The sequence below is a fragment of the Bacillus sp. EB106-04-02-XG92 genome (assembly GCF_058791995.1).
In genome coordinates this window covers 126,508-146,694 of the sequence record NZ_JBYTEA010000012.1, presented here as the reverse complement: position 1 = coordinate 146,694, position 20,187 = coordinate 126,508, and the positions used below count along the sequence as shown (strand labels likewise).

Here is a 20,187-nt window from a genome sequence, read left to right as displayed (position 1 = left end):
TCAGCTGTAAATTTAGCCATAGAAAAACTGCACCTCCAATTGTTAGACTGTGTCTAACAATTGGGGTGCAGTTCATTCAAAAGTGCTCTTTTTAAGATGTGCATTAGGAATTGAAGGAGGCACCATTGCTAATTTCTCAATGGATTGTAGAGAAATTAGGCGTATTTGAATACTTCATTCAAATACTTTATTAATGATTCGAGTGGAGTTACATAGATATAGTTTTCGTTGCAACGGTTTGTTGAAATGCCTTATCATGCTCAACAATAATCATTGTGGGATTAAATTGTTGAATTAGCTCTTCAATTTGCATACGTGAATAAATATCTATAAAGTTTAATGGTTCATCCCATATATACATATGGGCTTTTTCACATAAACTTTTAGCGATAAGCAGTTTTTTCTTTTGTCCACCAGAATAATGAAATATATCTTTCTCAAATTGAATTCGGTCAAAATCCATCTTTCGTAGGATGGATTTAAATAATGTCTCATCAATCTTGTGCTCTTCAATAAAATTTGATAGCGATCCGTTCAAATGAGAAGTATCTTGTTGGACATAGGAAATGGTGAGTCCTGTACCTAATGTAACTAAACCTGTATGCTGTATCGGATACCCTAAAATTAGTTTTAGGATACTGCTTTTCCCACTCCCATTCTTGCCATCAAGCACAATTCGGTCACCTTGTTCAACTACGAAGTTAATTGGCTCATTCACGACTTGGTCATCGTACGTAACAGACACGTCAGCCAAAGTAACGAATTCATTTGACTTGAACTTTAATGCTTCTAATTTTAATGACTCAGTTTTCTCCACATTTTTTAGTAATTTTGACTTTTCTTCAATAGCTTTTTGTTGCCTTGATTCTAGGTTTTTTGCCCTTTTCATCATCTTGGCTGCTTTATGTCCTACAAATCCCTTATCCAATTTAGAACCTGAATTCCTTGTTCCATTTTTTGAAGCTTCTACATCATGAGACCAACTTGCTGAACGCTTGGAAGACTGTTTTAATCTTCCTATGTCTTTTTGTAGACGATCATTTGTAGCCTCTTCGTACTCTTGCTGTCTATCGAAATTTAATTTCCAAGAAGAATAGTTCCCGCTTTGAACTTCAATATTTGCTCTATTTATAGATAAGATATGGTCAACGCATCCATCTAAAAAGATTCTGTCATGTGAAATTAAAATAAACCCTTTTTTCTTCCTTAGATAATCAGAGACTATTTTTCGTGCATCCGTGTCTAGGTGATTTGTTGGTTCATCAATTAATAGGAATTGGCCCTCATTTAAAAACAGTGCAGCAAGCAACACCTTTGTTTGTTCTCCATTTGATAAAGTATTAAACGGTCTGTACATGACCTCGGCATCAACATTTAAATAGGATATTTCACGTAGAAATTCCCAATCTTCTGCTTGGGGACAAATTTCTTCAAGGATTTCATGAGTAAATTTGTTCTTATCTGTAACAGGATAGGGGAAGTAATTGAATTCTACAGAAGCAAGGATTTTTCCACTATACTCGTAATTTCCTAATAATAAATTAAAGAATGTCGTTTTACCTCTTCCGTTTCTACCGATAAATCCTAGTTTCCAATCCGTATCTATTTGAAAGTTTACACCTTCAAAAATATTATCAAAGCTACCTGGGTATGAAAAAGTTAAGTCTTGAACTTTTATCATTGACATAATAATTCCTCCTTTATATATCGAAACGTTTCATATAAAGTCGGAACATCCATCCATTTTTTAATTTCTCTATATAAGTTTGATGGATATTAACGACTTATATAGAGCATTACATGTGTCACAATAGTATCTGAATTAGCCATTTTTTTCGCTCCTTTATTTGTTAGTTAAATTTAGCGATTAATAAATTTTAACTTACATAAAAGGGAATAAAAAAATCCCCCAATTTTTAATCGGAAGGAGTAGTCTGTCGCTTATACTTAAGTAAGTACTTATTAATCATTTGAATTATGACAAATAAAGTATGAAATGAATTATAAAAATGGATAGACTAACCCTATATTTTGTAGTTTGAAGTTATAAAATTCAACTTAAAATATAAATTAGTTAATCATTATTCATCCATCATTCCTTTCATTATTCTATTTTTAGAGTAACATTCTTTTTGGGGAGATGCAATATCATCTTCACTTAATGCTAGATCATTTATATCTCTTTGGTTAGGTCGATATAACATTACATCTTTTTTATAAACATCGTATTTTTGTTCAAGATGTCACGTCTTTTGTCCATTAAAATGGGAGGTATTTGAAATTGACATCACCTCTAGTTGTAACTATAATAGTTACAGTTGGTTTGGTAATTTAATTCGAATTTCCAAGTTAATGATAGTATATTTTCCTTCTTTCTAAGTGTGACAATAAGCGACTAACTATGTTGTAATGGAAGGTTAGATTCTATCTCATATTTAAAGAACAGTTAAGTTGTATCATTCAAATTTATGATGAGTAAATTTGAATGCGGTATGTAGAAAGAAATCTTTTAAAAAAGGTCATAATATGGAATGGTAGGTAACACTCATTTTAATGAATACGAGCTGTGCCTTATCAAGTCATTTTTAATAAAAGTCTAGAAAAATCAAGAAGGTGGTCCATTGCGTAAACATTCACATGTACAATTTTATGTATTGATAGTAGCTCTAATAGCTTATTTAAGCTTTTGCTTTATATTTTTATTTGTTTTTCCGAATCACTATTTTGTATCAGATTTTAATATACGACTATCATCCTTAGTTGTTGAAATTACAGTATTTATCTCATTACTTTACTCTATAGCATCAAGAAAAATTAAACTAGGAGTCTTTTGGGTTTGTATTACAATTGCAATAGGGTGTTTCTTGATAGGGAATTTTATATCTGCTTTTCAAGTACTTAATGTAGAATTACCAATAGAAAATTTTAATATCTCTGATGTATTTTTGTTGTTTTTCTTATTCTTCTTTCTTTTTGCTTTCTTTTATAAAATCATGATGGAATGTAATAAATGGGAAAAAGCATATTTGATTTGTGATTTATGTATTGTTGTTACTGCCATTTTTACCTTAGAGTGGTACCTATTTAATAAACCTGCTGCGAATATCTTATTCTTATCTATTGGAGATGTTTTTCTTTCATTTATTTTCCCAATTATAGATCTATTGCTTCTATTACTAGGAGTTAGCCTTATCTTCCGACCAGCAATTTTTAATGCGAAAAGTAAATTATTTATTTTTATTTTAGTATTAACAGGATTGTCCATTACAGACTACTTATATTTCTATTTACAAGATGGTTTATCATATCGTTCACTCATATTATTAAGGTGTTTGTATAGAGTTTTTCTATTATTTATTGCCATTGCTGCTACTATTCCAAGGAGTACATCTTCTAGAAGAGATTACTTTATTATTAATCCGACATTTGGAAAGAAACTTCTTGTCATATTTCCTTATCTTGCAGTTGCAATTTTAATTGGTTTTACTTTAAAAGAGCAAACTGCTTCCTCTACACTGATTACGGGAAATTGTATTGCCTTTGTATTTGTACTGATTCGTCATACAATTGTACGAATGCAAAACAAAGATTTAACCGAAACATTAAAAATGTTTAATAATCAATTAGAGCAAAAAGTATCTAAAAGAACAGCAGATTTAATAAAAAAATCTAATGATTTGGTGAAAAATCAAGAGAGGTTTAAGTCTTTATATGAGTACCATCCAGATCCTATATTAACAATTGATTCAAATGGTACCGTATTAAATATAAACCAGTCTGGAAGTATGTTATTAGGAAAAGACAGTGCAGCATTAATAGGAAAAGAGTGCTTTTCTATTTTTTTAGATGAAGATAAACCTGAATTGGAAGCAGCTCTAAAGATGGGGAAACGATGTAGTTCGTCTTCGTTACAGTTACGTGTGAAAAATAATAATGAGAAGGATATACATTTTTGGTACGTTACGATTGTTCCTATTATGATAGAAGGACAAACTTTTGGGAGTTATATAATGGTAAAAGACATAACGAGGATGAAGCAACAACAGGATGAGATAAACTATCTAGCATTTCATGATACGGTGACGGGGATTGGAAATCGAATATTCTTCCAACAAGAATTAGACAGATCTATTGAGCGAGTACAAAAAACACAGGATAAGTTTGGACTCCTGTATATAGATTTAAACCGCTTTAAGAACATTAATGATACACTGGGTCATGCAATTGGTGACAAGGTTTTAAAAGAAGTTGCCAACCGTTTTAGGACATGTCTGCCACCGACTATTCATATAGCAAGAATAGGGGGAGATGAGTTTGCAATCATTGTCCATAACAAAACAGAGCAACAGCTATTAGATTTGTGCGAAATACTATTTCGTATAACTGAAGAACCATTTGTAATAAATCAACACAGCTTTTATTTATCCCTTAGTATAGGAATAGCGTTGTATCCATTTGGAGGAACAAATGCCACAACACTTTTACAACATGCTGATATTGCTATGTATAGCGCAAAGGAAGAAGGTAGCAATGCTGTTTGTATGTACGACGAAACATTATCTCAAAAAATAACAAGACGATTACGATTAGAGCAGGATTTACCAAATGCAATTGAGAATAATGAATTGTTTTTATTGTATCAACCTCAAATTGATAGTAGGGCAGGTAAGGTTATTGGCGCAGAGGCATTAATACGTTGGCAACATCCAGAGCTGGGGCTAATTTCACCTTTTGAGTTTATACCTATCGCGGAAGAAACATCGCAAATTATTTCAATTGGAAAATGGACGCTACAGCAAGCGTGTCTACAACTGAAAGAATGGCATTCTGCAGGTTATACAAATCTAAAAATGGGGATAAATTTATCAGCTATAGAGTTTGAACAGAAAGATTTTGTTCAAACGATTATATCTATCATAGAAGAAATAGGAGTACCAGCTAATTTGATTGATTTGGAATTAACAGAGCGAATTGCCATGGTAGATGAAAAAGAAACTTTATCGAAGTTAAAAGCATTAAAATCATATGGTGTACATTTATCAATTGATGACTTTGGTACAGGATATTCTTCATTAGCGTATCTACCTTTATATCCAATTGATACTTTGAAAATTCCAAGAGAATTTGTGAATAGGATTGGAACTTCAAATGATGGAGATGAAATTATACAAACTATTATTTCGCTAGCCCATACTTTAAATATGAAAGTGATTGCGGAAGGAGTAGAAACGAAGAAACAATTAATAGTGTTACAACAAAATGCATGCTATTTAATTCAAGGCTATTATTACAGTAAACCTGTAAATGAAGATGAGTTTCTCAAGTTTTTAAGCAAGGAATAAGTGAGAACTATGTACATGTGAAGTAAAGGGAAAAGAAGTTCTACCTATATTAAGTAGAACTTCTTTTTGAGTTAACTAGCAGTTAGGTTTCCAAAATATTTTGCATTAAGATGTATCATTACTCAAGTTGTTATCTTGTTCTTTAGTGATTCCTTTTTCATGACTTGTCTTCTCGTCAAGAAATTTGAAGGAATCGTATTACAGTTGTAGGTCATACTATCTAAAGTTATTTTATTATTTATCGTTTATTACATTTGAAATGACTTTTAATGTGTATATAAGCAAGTGATAAGTAAATTAAATAAACAAAAGGCCCTGTAAAAATACAGGGCCGGATACAGGGTTAAGGGAACGCATAGTTTCTTAGTAACATATTAGCATAAAATTTTCATGTAGCTACATAAGAGTTTTGACAAATTTAAGAATAAAATAGAGTGTTTTTAAGAATAAATACGGTACTGAAAATCAGAATTGTGATTTAAATTAGTCTGGTTATAATGTTAAAAAACAGATGAGTATTTTAATCATAATAACTTTTAGGAATGTATATGTAAGAAATATTTTTTGATTAGATTAAAAGTGAACTCTGACAATTTATTATGTGTTATACCCAAATAACTTTAAGTTTTCTCCAGAGTCTGAAATTATCTTTTCGAACTGAAATCCTACTTTTTCTAAAAGCTTTCCTGAATTGATGTTATCAATAGTAGTGATTGCTACAATTCGTTTCAGTCCGATCTTTTGTACACCGTATTCCATTACAGCAGAAGCTGATTCAAATCCATACCCCTTTGAACGGAATTTCTCTAAAAAGGCAAACCCGATATCGACATCTTCTAATGAATCTCTTTTAATAAGTCCGCACATACCAAGTGGAGTGGAATCTTCTTTTCGCTCTACTAAGTAAAGACCAAAGCCCATTTTGTTATACATATCAACAGGGCCGTTTAAGATGTATTTTTTTGCATCGTCTAAGTTTTTAATCCTTTTATCACCAATAAATTGGATCCATGCAGGATCGTTGACTAATTCAAGAATAAATGGAGCGTCTTTTAAATGAAACCAGCGAAGAACGAGTCGTTCAGTTTCAAGAACTATCAATCTATTGCACCACCTTTAATAGTTATAACAATTAGTATGGGTTGCGAAATATAAAAGTGCAACATATTTTAATTATGCTCTACTTGTTCACATAAAGTTCGTTTGTTTTGTATAAAGGGATATTTTATAATTAGGATTGATTGTAAAGAGTGAGATGCTTATACAATGACTCCTAGGTAACTAGGAGTTTTTACTATATAACTATCATTATTACTAAATATGACACACTACACATTCTACTCAAGGAGGTACATAATGAAAAAATTATATAATGCATCGTTTACGTATTTGATTATCGGTTTATTATCAGGAATTTTCGCAAGGGAGTATGGAAAGTATAAGGGGATTGTAGGATCTACTTTGTTAAATCTGTTGCATACACATACACTTGTACTCGGATTTTTCTTCTTTTTAATTGCTTTAGGGTTAGCAAAAGTATTCGCGTTTCATGAAGCGAAAAGTTTTAATAAGTGGTTTGTTGTACATAATATCGCACTAACTTTAATGCTAGGTTCACTAGCAGCGAGAGGACTTCTTCAGTTAAATGGAGCAGACTTTAAAGGGTTAACGTATATTGTAGGGTTTTCCCATTCGTTAATGGCAGTTACTTTAGTTTGGTTTATGTTGTTAATAAAGAAGTCGTTTAAAATGTAGTTTTATAAAAAAGAACTTGCAATAGTTATTGCAAGTTCTTTTTGTTTATTCGACAGTAGGAATCGAATTTTATATATATGTAAAACTTGAATTATTTAATTTTTCGGATTATTATGTATAAAAATAGTTAACATATTTTGTAATTCGAATTTATAGAAAGTAGGAGAGTGTACGATGGAAATAACGATAGAGCGTTTAGTAAATGAGTTAAAGGGTGTACTTCCCGAAGATCGAGTAGTTATAAATACGACAGTAAGAGAGTTACATAGTAAAGATGAATCTTATCATACTAGTAGTTTACCTGATGTAGTAGTTTTTCCGAAAACGACTGAAGAGGTTAGTAAATTAATGAAAGTAGCGAGTGAGCATAAAAAACCTGTCGTTCCTTTTGGGGTAGGTTCTAGTTTAGAAGGTCACGTTATTCCATATGAAAAAGGAATTACAATGGACTTTTCGCTTATGAATAAAATACTCGAAATAAGAGAGAAAGATTTTCTTGTGAGAGTACAGCCGGGAGTGACTCGCTCTCAGCTTAATAAAGAATTGAAAAAGTATGGATTGTTTTTTAGTGTAGATCCAGGAGCAGATGCAACGTTAGGTGGAATGGCTGCTACAAATGCGAGTGGAACGACAGCAGTTAAATACGGGGTAATGCGTGATCAAGTTCGTGATTTAGAAGTCGTTCTTGCTGATGGGGAAGTCATACATACTGGAAATTTGGCGGCGAAGTCATCATCAGGTTACCATTTAAATGGTGTCTTCGTAGGTTCAGAAGGGACGCTCGGATGCTTTACAGAATTAACATTAAAAGTATACGGTATACCAGAACATGTTATGGCTGCAAGAGCGTCGTTTCCAACTATAAATGATGCAGTAGAAGCTGTAATTAATATACTACAAGCGGGTATTCCAATTGCGAGAATTGAACTTGTAGATGAATTATCTATGAAACAAGTAAATCATTATAATGAAACAAGTTACAGAGAAGAACCTACACTGTTTTTAGAATTTCATGGCAATGAAGCAGGGCTAAAGCAAGATATTGAATTCACGAAGGAAATTGTTTTTGATCATAAATGTAAAGAAGTTGCTTTTGAAACAGAAACTGCGGCCAGAAATAAATTATGGGATGCACGGCATAATCTAGCATATTCTTACGTTCATAGCTATCCTGGTAAAAAGCTTATGAGTACAGACGTATGTGTACCAATTTCAGAATTAGCTGGTGCAATCCAACATGCGAAAGAGACGTTAGATAAAGTAGGTCTTGTTGGTGGTATTCTTGGCCATGTAGGAGACGGGAATTTCCATGTACTCTTAATGGTTGATCCAAACAATAAAGAAGAAGTGGAAAAGGCGGACGAAATAAATGAAAGTATCGTTTTATATGCTCTTAAACGAGGTGGAACGTGTACGGGAGAACATGGTGTTGGAATCGGAAAACGGAAGTATCAAGAAGAAGAACATGGGGCGGCATTACTCGTAATGGAAAAAATAAAGAAAGCTCTTGACCCACAAAATATTTTGAATCCGAATAAAGTTTTTCAGCTGAAGGATAGGGGATGATTGGGTGAAAGTACTAGAAGCGATAAGTAATATAGCTGGAAAGTATTTTGCATTTTGGGTTATTTGTATTGCAGCTATTGCATATTTCATTCCTGGACCATTTCTTGGGTTAACTAGTTACATAACAATTTTACTCGGGGGTGTAATGTTTGGGATGGGATTAACATTAAAGGCTGTTGATTTTAAGATCATTGCTACAAAACCATTGCCAGTTATTATCGGTGTATGTGCTCAGTTTATTATTATGCCACTTGTCGCATACGTACTAGCCTACGTTATGAATCTGCCAGCTGAATTAGCAGCTGGACTAGTGTTGCTCGGTTCAGTACCGGGTGGCACTGCATCAAATGTTATGGTTTATTTAGCAAAAGGGAACTTAGCGCTGTCTATTGCAATGACGTCATTATCAACGTTACTAGCACCAATTGCTACACCTCTTATTTTATTATTACTTGCAGGACAATGGATGCCAGTGAATGCTATGTCTATGTTTCTTTCTATCGTACAAGTTATTATCCTACCTATTATTTTAGGATTAGTAGTGAAGAAGTTTTTCCCTACAACTGTTACGAAAGGGATGACTGTTATTCCGTTAATATCAGTTTTAGCAATTATCATTATTGTTTCTGCAGTTGTTTCAGCGAATGTAAGTAGCATTACTTCTTCAGGCCTGCTTATCTTCATTGCAGTGATGCTCCATAATGCGTTTGGTTTTTTACTCGGATATATAACAGCGTTCGTACTTAGACTAGACGAAGGGACAAGAAGAGCTATTTCAATAGAAGTAGGAATGCAAAATTCAGGCTTAGGAGTTGCGCTGGCAACAGCACATTTTGGACCAGCAGCTGCGCTTCCGAGTGTATTAGCGGCAGTGTGGCATAACATTGCAGGACCGATTTTAGCAACTATCTGGTCGAAAAATGCAAAGAATACTTTCAGTGATGAAAATGTATCTGTAAATATAGAAAAATAGGGATGGTAAAGAATGCAAAAGCGTATTTTACATTTTGAAGGACTAGTTGTTTTCTTAGCCACGATTTATGCGTATTCAATATATGAATTTAGTTGGATTATATTTTTTGTATTCCTTTTAGCTCCGGATTTATCAATGTTAGCGTATAGTATAAATAATCATGTAGGCGCTAAAATTTATAATATTTTTCACACATATATTATATCAATAGTAATAGCTATCATAGGTGTCTATTTTAAGGTAGATACAGTTATAATGATTGGCTTAATATGGACAGCGCATATTGGAATGGATCGAATGTTTGGATATGGATTGAAATATGAGACGGATTTTAAGGATACTCATATTCAGAGGTTATAAAAGATGGGTGTAATGTGAACAAATAATTAATTGAGAAATTGAATTTCAAACAATTGTTGAGAAATATATATAAATATGGATATAGATAATTGAATTGTGTTATTTTTAGAATACTTAAATAGATGAGGAGGGGTTTCAATGAATATACAAATCACGGGTAATAAATTAATTACTAAGATGCTGAATGATTGGTACCAAAACATCAGAGCACAACGAGTAAGTGAAGCCAATAAATTAAAAGAAGAGATTGATAAAAAGCTACATATTATCGAAGGAGATATAAATGTTTTATTTCACTATTATCTTTTAGATTTTCGATATAAAGTGCTAATTGATGGTATAGGCATTTCAAAAAATTCTTTTGATAAACTAGATTCGCTGCCTAAACCGAATGGTGAATTTTTGGAATATTATTATTATTTTTTCAAATCTATACATTCTACAATTCTCTCAAATTATAGTGAAGCGAGTAACTATTTTGATAAAGCGGAAAGATTACTAAAGAATATTCCAGATGAAGTTGAACAAGCAGAGTTTAACTACAGAGTTTCTACATTAAAATATCAAATGTATCAAGCGTATTCAGCTATTGAATATGCTTCGAAAGCAAGGGATATCTTTGCAAAACATGCAGGGCATGAAATGAATGTAGCACTATGTGAAAATGTTTTGGGGTTATCTTTTTCAAAATTAAAACAGCATGAAAGAGCAGAGGAGTATATTGTTTCAGCGTTAAATACTTTGCAAAAAAATGATGCTGAAACACTAGTTTTAAGAATAAGACATAATTTAGGATTATTGTATGCAAGTCAAAACCTTTCGGTCTTGGCTATTAGACACTTATCAGAGGTTTCTAAAAAAATGCCGAATCATTATAAAGCTATTTTTATAGAGGCAGGAGAATATTATAAAATAGGAGAAATAGAAAAGGCAAAAGAATTAATTGAAATTGGATTGGAAGTTTGTAAAGAATTAAAAAATGATGAATATAGGTATCATTTTTTAATTCTAAATGAATTTTGCCGATGTTTGAAAGCAGAAAACGTAGAAAAAATTATGCTCGAAAGTTTTTCTTACTTTGAAAGAGAAAATTTAAACGAATATATCTGCGAATATGCTGAAAAGCTGGCGATAGAGTTTCATAAAGAAGGCAATATAGAAAAGGCTGAAAAGTATTTTTATAAGGCTTATGAAACGAGAAAAAGAATATTTGACAAAGGAGCGTTGAAATAATGAGAAAAATTGGATTAACTATTATGGGGTTAACGGCTGCTGGTGTTGTATTTTTGAGTATTGGTGGCATTTTAGCTGAACCAAAACAAGCGACACATGAAAATTTTTCGGTATTAAATTTTGATACTAAACAATATGCTGCTCATGGAGATACGCCCGCACCTGCAAAACCAGATTTTTTAGTAGTAGAACGTGGATAAATATAGAATGAAGTATTTTTGATTTGAAGTTGGCATTTTTAGTTGATTTTAAAAATGGACATTAAATAAGTTAACTTAAAAGGTGTTTTCAATATTGAAAACACCTTTTAAGTTTGTTGTTAACCGTTAATATAACTAGAAACATTCTTTAAATTGCAATCAAGTCCCACAAAAAGTACGATAAGGACGATTCGTAGGCGCAGGCGGAACGCAGTATTCTTCTTGATCTGTAGAATAAGCATAAGGATTTGCTAGAGCTTCAAGGAGTTTCTCCATTACGCTATAGTCGCCATTTGTCACAGCAGCTTCCAGTGCTTCTTCTACGCGATGGTTTCTTGGGATGATGGATGGGTTATTATTTTTCATCATTTCGTAGGCATTTTCTTTCAATTCTTCTTGTCTTTCTAATCGAGATTGCCACAGTTTGTACCATTCTTTAAATTCAGGGCTATCGAATAGAGGGGTATTTTCTAACGTATTAAGAGTTAACGAACGGAATGTATTTGTGAAATCCGCTTTATATTTCTCCATCATTTTTAAAAGTTGCTCAATAAGTGAGTGATCTTGTTCTTCGTTGCTAAATAGTCCTAATTTCTTTTTCATTCCAATGAACCACTGTTTTTCATACTGTACACTAAATTTTGAAATTTCATCTTGAGCAATCTTTAATGCTTCTTTTTCATCTTCGTGCAGGATTGGTATTAAAGATTCAGCTAGTCGCGCGAGATCCCATGCGGCCATATATGGCTGATTTCCATATGCGTAGCGACCTTGTGTATCAATGGAGCTAAATACGGTTCCTTGGTCGTAATTGTCCATAAATGCACAAGGGCCGTAATCAATCGTTTCTCCGCTAATTGTTATATTGTCAGTGTTCATTACACCGTGGATAAATCCAACAAGTTGCCATTTAGCGATGAGACTTGCTTGTTTTTTTATGACTTCTTGTAGTAATGCAGTATATCGGTTTTCATGAGCTTCAATTTCTGGATAATGTCTTTTTATCGTATAGTCAGCTAGTGATTTAAGGTCATCGATAGAACCACGAGCTGCAGCATATTGAAATGTGCCGACGCGTATATGGCTACTTGCTACTCTAGTTAAAATTGCTCCAGGTAACTTTGTTTCACGATAGGTTGGTTCACCAGTTGTGACAACTGCTAAACTGCGGGTAGTTGGGATATCGAGTGCATACATTGCTTCACTAATAATATACTCACGTAGCATCGGACCGAGTGCAGCACGACCATCACCGCGGCGTGAATACGGCGTAGGGCCAGAACCTTTTAGCTGAATGTCAAAACGTTTACCTGAAGGAGTAATTTGTTCACCTATTAAAAGCGCACGACCGTCGCCTAACATATTAAAATGTCCGAATTGATGACCAGCATATGCTTGTGCTAATGGGTGAGCTCCTTCTGGGAGTGCATTACCAGCAAAAACAGCAATTTCAACTTCTTTTTTCAATTCTTCAGGATTAAAGCCAAGAGATATTGCGAGTGAATGGTTTAGTTTAACTAGCTCCGGTGAACTTACGGGAGTAGGTGGAAGTTCTGTATAAAATGATTGCGGCAGAGTCGTATAACTATTATCTAAATTCCAACCAGCTTCATTATTTTTAGTCATTTTATCTCCTCCTTGTTTATTTTTTATTATGTATTTGTACGTATGTATTCTTTGTAAAATTAGCTAAAAGTATAATATGATATTTCCCCTTGCAATCTATTGTAAGGATTTCACTGCACTATGTCTATTTAACAGTAAATATAAAGACCCCATTTTAAGAAAATGGAGTCTTTATTATTATTTTATTTTTACGATTATTTTCCCTTTTGCTCTTCCAGCTTCTGAATATTCCATTGCTTTTTGAGCATCTTCAAAAGGGAAAACTCGATCGATTACCGGTTTGATTTCACCTGCTTCAATATAATTTGCGATAGTACGTAATTGATCTCCGCTTGGCTTCATAAATAAAAATGAATATTGCGCGTTACGCTTCTTTTCAAGTGCAGTAAGTTTTCTACTTGCTAATGAAAATAAGAGTGTTTTGAAAAATCCGGAACCAAATTCTTTACCGAAACGAGCATTTGGCATTCCTGAAACGGAAACGATGTTGCCGCCGCTTTTTATAATATCGAATGATTTTTCAAGTGTTGTACCGCCGATTGTATCAAATACTGCATCATAATCTTTTAGTATTTCTTCAAATTTTTCTGTTTTGTAATTAATAATTTCATCTGCGCCAAGAGACTTTACTAAATCGGCACCAGCTTCACTAGCAGTCGTTGTAACGGTAGCACCCATTATTTTTGCTAACTGAATTGCAAAAGTACCAACACCACCAGAGCCAGCGTGAATTAAAATCTTTTGTCCTTTTTGTAAGTGCATAATGTCATATAATGCTTGATATGATGTTAAGCCAACGAGTGGAATTGATGCTGCTTCCTCAAAACTTAAATTTTTTGGTTTTAAAGCTATATCATCCTCATGAATGGCTATATATTCCGCGAAAGTACCGATCTTATTTTTTCTTGGACGTGCATATATTTCATCGCCGACTTTAAAACGAGTTACTTTTGATCCAACCTTTACGATAACACCGGAAAAGTCATTGCCAAGGATTAGTGGCATTTCATATTTAAGTAACATCTTTACTTTTCCATCGCGTATTTTAAAGTCAATAGGATTAATACTAGCTGCATGAATTTCTGCAAGCACCTCATGCTCATTTATTTCAGGAGTAGGTACCTCTGCCATACGCATTGGAACTTTTCCGTATTTATCAATTATCATTGCTTTCATTTCTTATACCTCCACATTTCAATAAAAGTTGTGCAATAGCTTTTCGATATCTAATACAAGATTTTTTAATACACCTAATTTTGTACGTATATCAATATAATAAAAGTTTTTTGTACCTTCTTTTCGCATTAAAATAATACCCGCTTCTCGTAAAATTCTAAGGTGATGCGATACTGCTGGTCGAGAAAGGTGTGTCTGCTTCGTAATTTCTCCTACACGTAATCCAGTTTGACATTCCGTTTCCATGAGAACTAACAAAATAGCTTGACGTGTTTCATCGCCAATTGCCAATAATACTTTTTGTGAATCAGTAAAATCTTTTTTTATAACATTTAATTGTTCTTGTTTATTCATTTCAATCACTTTACCTCCAAAAAATTAGTCGAAAGGTTTAAGATGATGAACCATTACATCGATACGGTAATGCTACATGATTGTTGAATGAGCTGCAATATTGGGAAAGAAAATCGAGACGAATGAAATTTTATGTGTTGATAATGATAGGGGATAAAAAAGGGTTACATACTAGAAGGGTTGAAGTTTTAAAAAAATAAGCAGTCGTACCCTGTATAACTTATAGGGTTACGACTGCTTATCATGTTTTTATTATGTTAGTCTCTACTAAAGTGAGTTGTTTCGTTTTACTCTTTCATACATGCATAATTCAAACAGATTATAGATGTATGAAAAAGTAAAAGTAATTTGGGGCGTAATCTATCTATATGATAATTTAAAATGAAATATAAGTCTATATCTTTGTTGTTTTTTTGATTATATTTATGTCACTGAGCTCAGAACAATGATGTGGAGGGTAAATATATGAAATTGAATTACGTACCAGTTTTAATTATTGGAGGAGGATTATCAGGGTTAGCATCTGCGCTATTCCTTGCAAAACATAACGTTGATTATTTATTGGTTGAAAGGCACCCGTCCACTGCAATTCATCCCAAAGCAGGTGGGATTACTTTACGTACGATGGAGTTATTTCGAGAATTAGGTTTAGAAAATAGAATTAAATTGGCAGGAAAAGCAATAGAAAATTGCCGCGGAAGAATAGCCGTTCATACAATAGCTGAGGCGAATAAGGAAGAATTGGCAAAAATGCGGGCGACTCAGTATGGAAACGATGAGAAGTTACTTCGAAAAATAGAAGAGATTAGTCCATCAAAACAAACGGCTTGTTATCAAATTATTTTAGAAGAGATGATGTTACAAGAAGCGAGAACATTAGGCGGAGAATTATCTTTTTATCATGAATTAGTTTCTTATAAACAAAATGAGCAAGGAGTAATCGCAACGATTTGGAATCGCGATACGGAAGAAGAAAGTATTATTCATTGTGATTATATAATTGCAGCGGATGGAGCGAAAAGTAAAATACGTGAGCAGCTAGGGATAAGTACGGAGGGACGAGGTACAATCGGTGGCTATTATATGAATATTTATTTTGAAGCGGATTTAAGTGAGTTTATGCAAGGAGATGCATTTGGTTTTACTATGGTACTTCATCCGGAAGTTCTTGGTGCGCTTATTCCAGTTGATAACGAAAGAAGATGGATTTATCATGTATCCTACGATCCATTAAAAGGAGAGCGACCAGAGGATTTTACTATAGAACGTTGTAAACAAATTCTTAAAACCGCAATAGGAAGTACAAATGTTGAGCCGGAAATAGTAAGTGTTTTACCGTGGGAAGCGACTGAAAGTACTGCTACAAAGTTTCAAGATAATCGCGTTTTTTTAGTTGGCGATTCTGCACATATTATGCCGCCAACTGGAGGGTTTGGTTCAAATACAGGAATACAAGATGCGCACAATCTAGCTTGGAAATTAGCGGCTGTTATAAAAGGGAAGGCAAATCCAAAATTGTTAGAAACATATCATAAAGAGAGGTATCCTGTTGCAAAAATAACGACGGATTATGCGAGTAGTTTGTTGTTTCGTGCTGCGAATAGGAAGGAAGGTAGTTTGAATAATATGGATGGTTTAGCTGTAACTGTGGGGTATCAGTATTGTTCAGAAGCAATACTAGATGAATCAGCCACTCCACATAGAATGGATATCGTAGATTTGAATGGAAGACCTGGAACACGAGCACCGCACTTTTGGGGGATGTATAAAGGGAAAGAAGTTTCTATATTAGACTTATTTGGTAACAATTTTGTATTACTTACTGGAGTAGACAATAGTTCTTGGGCTGAAGCTGTATATGATGTTTCATCTAAATTAGGGATAAATATTAATGTGTATCGAGTAGGGTTAAGCGGAGATTTTATTGCTCAAGAAAATGTTTTTCTTGAATTATATAGGATAGAAAATGAAGGAATTGTATTAATTAGACCAGACGGCTTTATTGGATGGCGTTCGGAAAAAGCAGTGGTAAATCCAGATGTAATACTGGAGGAGGTAATGAGTAATTTATTATGTAATTTTTAAGTAACTATGGAAGCATTGTCTCATAAGCTTCACTTTACTGAAAAAATAATATTCACAAATATTAATAGGTTTGGTATGATTAATTTCGACAAGTTAATCGAGGCCGGAGATATTTGAGATAAGCCATAAATTTATTTAGGGATACAGCAGTGTCCTCTAAATAATTTATGGCTTTTTTTATTGATGAACTGTAATCAATAAGGAGTTACATGTGAATAGGAGGGATATGGAAAATAAATAGTATAGTAATAACATAGGGGAATTGTATTTGTAAGATTGGAATTTTTATATAAGCTTATAAAAATGATGAAAGTATATCTTCTATTTCGTGTAAATCTCATTAACTTGTTGAAATTTGCAACGTAGGAAGGGTTAGAAGGATGAGAAAAATTATTAGCGTGTTAGTTATTTTCTTTATGACGGGAAGTATCTTTGCTGGGGGAGCTGTTCATGCGAAAGCAGAAGGGAAGCATGAATGGAATACGAATAAGTTTTTAAACATTGCACATCGCGGAGCAAGTGGACATGCACCTGAGCATACTTTTGCTTCTTATGATTTAGTGAAAAAAATGAAAGCGGATTATTTGGAGTTAGATATTCAATTAACTAAGGATGGCCAATTAATTGCAATGCATGATACAGCAGTTGACCGCACTACAAATGGAACAGGTGAAGTACGAGATAAAACGTTAAGTGAAATAAAGAGCTTAGATGCAGGATCTTGGTTTAATAAAGCTTATCCAGAAAAGGCTAAGCAAGAGTATGTTGGTCAAAAAGTTCCGACTCTTGAAGAAATCTTCCAAAAGTACGGAAGAAGCATGAAGTATTACATTGAAACAAAATCACCAGATGTGTATCCAGGAATGGAAGAGAAATTATTAGCTTTATTAAAAAAATATAATTTAGTAGGTCAAAACATGTCTTCTAGCCGTGTTATGATTCAATCATTTAGTAAAGATAGTTTAACAAAGATTCATAGTATGAATAAAAATATTCCGCTAGTTCAACTGCTTTGGTATTACCCAAATGAAAATAATGAGATTGTTGAATGGTCTGGCATTACACATGAACCAAAAAGTGTAACAAATGAAGATTTTCAAGAAATTAAAAAGTATGCAGTTGGTATTGGACCAAACTTACGTAATGATAAAGGGGAACTAATTATTGATGAGTCATATATGAAAATGGCTAGAAATAATGGGCTGTTAATTCACCCTTATACAATTAATGAGAAACCAGATATGAGATTGTTAATTAAATGGGGTGCTACAGGAATGTTTACAAATTATCCTGATCGATTACATAGTGTACTAAAAGAAAAATAAGTGAGATAGGATAAAAGGTATACCGACGTTTTGGTATACCTTTTCCTATTATGCTAGGTTATAGTAGTAGGATACATATTCTTCTAAGCCTTGAACTTCTTTTTCAGGTGGCTCAATGCCGCCTTTTTTACCGTAGCAAATATTTCTCAAGTATTCTCCGAAAATCATAGAGCGACTCTTCTCATTTTCCATCCAATTATATCTATTAATGATAAACTCACCATCGAAACTTGTATCAAAAGTATATGGAATACAAGTAATAGTATTAGGTAGATGTTTTTTTAATGTTCTATATTGCCGACCAGCTCCTAAACTTTTGCATACAAATAGTAGCCGATTAATTTTTGTGAAATCAAAAATCTTTTTCGCTTCCATTACATTAGCGATAGAATGGAGGGAGTTTGTCTCGAATAGGATAGCGTCTTTTTGTACGCCATGTTCAATTAATTTATTTACAATTACTTCTGCTTCTGATAAATCCCCATAATTCCAGCTCGGATGTTTCATGCCATGCAAACTAGTACCGCCTGTAACGATAATTTTGTTTCCTAAACCTTGTTGATAAGCTTTTAGAGGAGCTTGCCAATTGCCAGGGTGAGAACCACCGAAAACGAAAATGACATCACATTTTTGTGGTGTTATTTCTTTTAGAAAAGTGATTTCTGTAATTTGATCGATTTGTTCTTTCGTAAGAGTAGGGACATCAGGATATTTAGGGATTACCATTTGAAAACCTCCTATATAGTAAAATGATAAATTCATTATATAGCGCTTTTGTTAGGTGAAAAAAGGGAAGCTTTTCATTTGAAAGTGCCCCGTTTAAGTTAATTCTCCAATAAACCAAATTTCTTTTTCATAGCATTCACCTTCATCATAAATGACTTCTTGAAAGTGCAACATTTGGGCAGTAGGACAAATTGAAATTCCCCACGTCTTCCAAAAATCAGATTCATTTGCAAGAGGAATCCATTTTTGAAATTCACTATTTCTATTAAAGAAATTATGAAAGTACCCCTCATTTTTAAATATAATGATTTGCGAATCCCACAATCTTTCTATAGAAATCAAAACAACAACTCTATATGTATGTGTATCGCTCGGTTTTATTTTTATTAAATGGTTTGCTTGATTTAATAGAGTTTGTATACACAATCGTTTTACTATTCTAGGTGTTTTATACGAATCGATAAAAGCTTGGGAAACTGGTAATGGCATATACCAATGTTCATCGTCATAGAAAGCAGAAGGGAACGTTTTTGTATGTTCTTCAATTCGCTGTATCATAGTGTTTGTTTTACGCTTCATCCCACGTATTTTCTTTTCACGCATTGTTAAATCATCTCCATAAATTTTTGTAATGCAGCTGAGTGATATATGTCTTTTCTAGTAATAAAAGTAGTAGGAACTTTTTTGAATCTATTAGGTAAAGGATTAAATGAAAAGTTATGTGCATGACCATTTAATATAGATTTCATCATAATTGCTACGCCCATATTTGATTTTACACAGGCGAGTATTGCTTCAATTGTTCCGAATTCTAAAACTCGTTTAGGCGAGATGTCTTCTTCTTGAAGCCAGTCTTCTAATAAACTTCTATAATAGCAACCATGACTAAAAGCGAGTAAATTCATATCTTCTATGTCTGAAAGGGAGGATAAAGGTTTTTTACTAATGAGAACTAATTCTTCTTCACGAAATATATTTGTATGAAGTTCAGTATGCTGAGTAGATCCTGCTATAAACGCTCCGTCTAGTTTTCGTTCTAACACAAGCCTAATTAGTTGTTCGGTCGTATTTGTTTCTAAAATCAATTCGACTTCTCGGTATTTCTCATAATAGGCCGTTAATATAGATGGCAGCCTTACCGCGGTTGTAGATTCTGTACACCCGATTTTCAAAGTGCCTTTAGGATCAGTTCCATTACTTTGAACCGCTTTTATAGATTGATCCATTAAGTGAATAATTTGTTTAGCGTATGCTAATAAAATCTCACCAGTAGAAGTTAAAGTTACCCCTTTTCCATTACGGTAAAATAAAGGCACACCTAATTCATTTTCTAGTTGTTTCATACGCATTGTTACACCTGATTGTACATAGTTCAAATTTTTCGCTGCGTGAGAAATATTACTTTCCTTTGCAACTTCGTAAAATACAGTTAAATCTTTTATGTCCATGCATCTTCCCTCCGAAAA

At 33.3% G+C, this 20,187-nt stretch carries 17 protein-coding genes; 9 read left to right on the top strand and 8 right to left on the bottom strand.

What is annotated here, in order from left to right:
- Positions 1–208: 208 nt before the first annotated feature.
- Positions 209–1,687, bottom strand: a complete 1,479-nt coding sequence (locus AC3WVA_RS23945) for an Lsa family ABC-F type ribosomal protection protein (protein ID WP_098346093.1) — start codon at positions 1,685–1,687, stop codon at positions 209–211.
- Positions 1,688–2,621: 934 nt separating this feature from the next.
- Here AC3WVA_RS23945 and AC3WVA_RS23940 point away from each other — a divergent pair.
- A complete protein-coding gene (locus tag AC3WVA_RS23940) occupies positions 2,622–5,342 on the top strand; it encodes a sensor domain-containing protein (RefSeq protein WP_098519897.1) in 2,721 nt (906 codons plus the stop codon).
- Between the two features lie 597 nt (positions 5,343–5,939).
- Here the strand turns inward: AC3WVA_RS23940 and AC3WVA_RS23935 are convergent.
- Positions 5,940–6,443, bottom strand: coding sequence for a GNAT family N-acetyltransferase (locus tag AC3WVA_RS23935; RefSeq protein WP_098346091.1), 504 nt, complete (start codon positions 6,441–6,443; stop codon positions 5,940–5,942).
- A gap of 255 nt (positions 6,444–6,698) precedes the next feature.
- On the opposite strand from AC3WVA_RS23935, the gene AC3WVA_RS23930 reads away from it, so the two are divergent.
- The 6 genes from AC3WVA_RS23930 (at position 6,699) to AC3WVA_RS23905 (ending at position 11,429) form a co-directional block, all read left to right on the top strand.
- The gene (locus tag AC3WVA_RS23930) at positions 6,699–7,097 is read left to right on the top strand and encodes a DUF2871 family protein (RefSeq protein WP_098346090.1); all 399 of its coding nucleotides are present in this window, start codon (positions 6,699–6,701) and stop codon (positions 7,095–7,097) included.
- Between the two features lie 174 nt (positions 7,098–7,271).
- A complete protein-coding gene (locus tag AC3WVA_RS23925) occupies positions 7,272–8,663 on the top strand; it encodes an FAD-binding oxidoreductase (RefSeq protein ID WP_098346089.1) in 1,392 nt (463 codons plus the stop codon).
- A 4-nt stretch (positions 8,664–8,667) separates the two neighbouring features.
- Positions 8,668–9,636 carry a bile acid:sodium symporter family protein gene (locus AC3WVA_RS23920; RefSeq protein WP_492322207.1) on the top strand — a complete coding sequence of 323 codons (969 nt, stop codon included), beginning with the start codon at positions 8,668–8,670 and terminating at the stop codon, positions 9,634–9,636.
- Between the two features lie 12 nt (positions 9,637–9,648).
- The gene (locus tag AC3WVA_RS23915; RefSeq protein WP_098346087.1) at positions 9,649–9,996 is read left to right on the top strand and encodes a DUF4260 domain-containing protein; all 348 of its coding nucleotides are present in this window, start codon (positions 9,649–9,651) and stop codon (positions 9,994–9,996) included.
- A gap of 138 nt (positions 9,997–10,134) precedes the next feature.
- Positions 10,135–11,229: a response regulator aspartate phosphatase gene (locus AC3WVA_RS23910; RefSeq protein WP_098346086.1), complete on the top strand. Its 1,095-nt coding sequence runs from the start codon at positions 10,135–10,137 to the stop codon at positions 11,227–11,229.
- Complete coding sequence (locus AC3WVA_RS23905; protein ID WP_046954629.1) at positions 11,229–11,429, top strand: hypothetical protein; 201 nt, start codon at positions 11,229–11,231, stop codon at positions 11,427–11,429. Before AC3WVA_RS23910 ends, AC3WVA_RS23905 begins: the two co-directional genes overlap by 1 nt.
- Positions 11,430–11,588: 159 nt before the next feature.
- On the opposite strand, the gene AC3WVA_RS23900 is transcribed toward AC3WVA_RS23905, so the two are convergent.
- The 3 genes from AC3WVA_RS23900 to AC3WVA_RS23890 all read right to left on the bottom strand — a co-directional run bounded on the left by AC3WVA_RS23900 (position 11,589) and on the right by AC3WVA_RS23890 (position 14,594).
- Positions 11,589–13,055, bottom strand: coding sequence for a protein adenylyltransferase SelO (locus AC3WVA_RS23900; protein ID WP_098346085.1), 1,467 nt, complete (start codon positions 13,053–13,055; stop codon positions 11,589–11,591).
- 177 nt (positions 13,056–13,232) lie between these two features.
- Entirely contained in the window at positions 13,233–14,231 is a 999-nt protein-coding gene (locus AC3WVA_RS23895; protein ID WP_098881550.1) for an NADP-dependent oxidoreductase, read from the bottom strand.
- An 18-nt stretch (positions 14,232–14,249) separates the two neighbouring features.
- Positions 14,250–14,594: an ArsR/SmtB family transcription factor gene (locus AC3WVA_RS23890; RefSeq protein WP_492322206.1), complete on the bottom strand. Its 345-nt coding sequence runs from the start codon at positions 14,592–14,594 to the stop codon at positions 14,250–14,252.
- Between the two features lie 456 nt (positions 14,595–15,050).
- On the opposite strand from AC3WVA_RS23890, the gene AC3WVA_RS23885 reads away from it, so the two are divergent.
- Both AC3WVA_RS23885 and AC3WVA_RS23880 read left to right on the top strand, forming a co-directional pair.
- Entirely contained in the window at positions 15,051–16,670 is a 1,620-nt protein-coding gene (locus AC3WVA_RS23885) for an FAD-dependent oxidoreductase (protein WP_492322205.1), read from the top strand.
- Between the two features lie 380 nt (positions 16,671–17,050).
- Positions 17,051–17,995, top strand: coding sequence for a glycerophosphodiester phosphodiesterase (locus tag AC3WVA_RS23880; RefSeq protein WP_098881548.1), 945 nt, complete (start codon positions 17,051–17,053; stop codon positions 17,993–17,995).
- Positions 17,996–18,043: 48 nt separating this feature from the next.
- Here AC3WVA_RS23880 and AC3WVA_RS23875 read toward each other — a convergent pair whose 3' ends face one another.
- The 3 genes from AC3WVA_RS23875 to AC3WVA_RS23865 form a co-directional block, all read right to left on the bottom strand.
- Positions 18,044–18,721 carry a YdcF family protein gene (locus tag AC3WVA_RS23875; RefSeq protein ID WP_098346082.1) on the bottom strand — a complete coding sequence of 226 codons (678 nt, stop codon included), beginning with the start codon at positions 18,719–18,721 and terminating at the stop codon, positions 18,044–18,046.
- 93 nt (positions 18,722–18,814) lie between these two features.
- The gene (locus tag AC3WVA_RS23870) at positions 18,815–19,324 is read right to left on the bottom strand and encodes a DUF3916 domain-containing protein (protein WP_098881547.1); all 510 of its coding nucleotides are present in this window, start codon (positions 19,322–19,324) and stop codon (positions 18,815–18,817) included.
- Between the two features lie 2 nt (positions 19,325–19,326).
- Complete coding sequence (locus tag AC3WVA_RS23865; RefSeq protein WP_492322204.1) at positions 19,327–20,169, bottom strand: LysR family transcriptional regulator; 843 nt, start codon at positions 20,167–20,169, stop codon at positions 19,327–19,329.
- Positions 20,170–20,187 lie beyond the last annotated feature (18 nt).

Bases quoted from the DNA above. Each gene is read 5' to 3' on its own strand.
- AC3WVA_RS23880 (WP_098881548.1), top strand. From the start codon at position 17,051: ATGAGAAAAATTATTAGCGTGTTAGTTATTTTCTTTATGACGGGAAGT.
- AC3WVA_RS23870 (WP_098881547.1), bottom strand. From the start codon at position 19,324: ATGCGTGAAAAGAAAATACGTGGGATGAAGCGTAAAACAAACACTATG.
- AC3WVA_RS23895 (WP_098881550.1), bottom strand. From the start codon at position 14,231: ATGAAAGCAATGATAATTGATAAATACGGAAAAGTTCCAATGCGTATG.
- AC3WVA_RS23875 (WP_098346082.1), bottom strand. From the start codon at position 18,721: ATGGTAATCCCTAAATATCCTGATGTCCCTACTCTTACGAAAGAACAA.
- AC3WVA_RS23865 (WP_492322204.1), bottom strand. From the start codon at position 20,169: ATGGACATAAAAGATTTAACTGTATTTTACGAAGTTGCAAAGGAAAGT.
- AC3WVA_RS23925 (WP_098346089.1), top strand. From the start codon at position 7,272: ATGGAAATAACGATAGAGCGTTTAGTAAATGAGTTAAAGGGTGTACTT.
- AC3WVA_RS23905 (WP_046954629.1), top strand. From the start codon at position 11,229: ATGAGAAAAATTGGATTAACTATTATGGGGTTAACGGCTGCTGGTGTT.
- AC3WVA_RS23915 (WP_098346087.1), top strand. From the start codon at position 9,649: ATGCAAAAGCGTATTTTACATTTTGAAGGACTAGTTGTTTTCTTAGCC.
- AC3WVA_RS23930 (WP_098346090.1), top strand. From the start codon at position 6,699: ATGAAAAAATTATATAATGCATCGTTTACGTATTTGATTATCGGTTTA.
- AC3WVA_RS23900 (WP_098346085.1), bottom strand. From the start codon at position 13,055: ATGACTAAAAATAATGAAGCTGGTTGGAATTTAGATAATAGTTATACG.
- AC3WVA_RS23945 (WP_098346093.1), bottom strand. From the start codon at position 1,687: ATGTCAATGATAAAAGTTCAAGACTTAACTTTTTCATACCCAGGTAGC.
- AC3WVA_RS23885 (WP_492322205.1), top strand. From the start codon at position 15,051: ATGAAATTGAATTACGTACCAGTTTTAATTATTGGAGGAGGATTATCA.
- AC3WVA_RS23910 (WP_098346086.1), top strand. From the start codon at position 10,135: ATGAATATACAAATCACGGGTAATAAATTAATTACTAAGATGCTGAAT.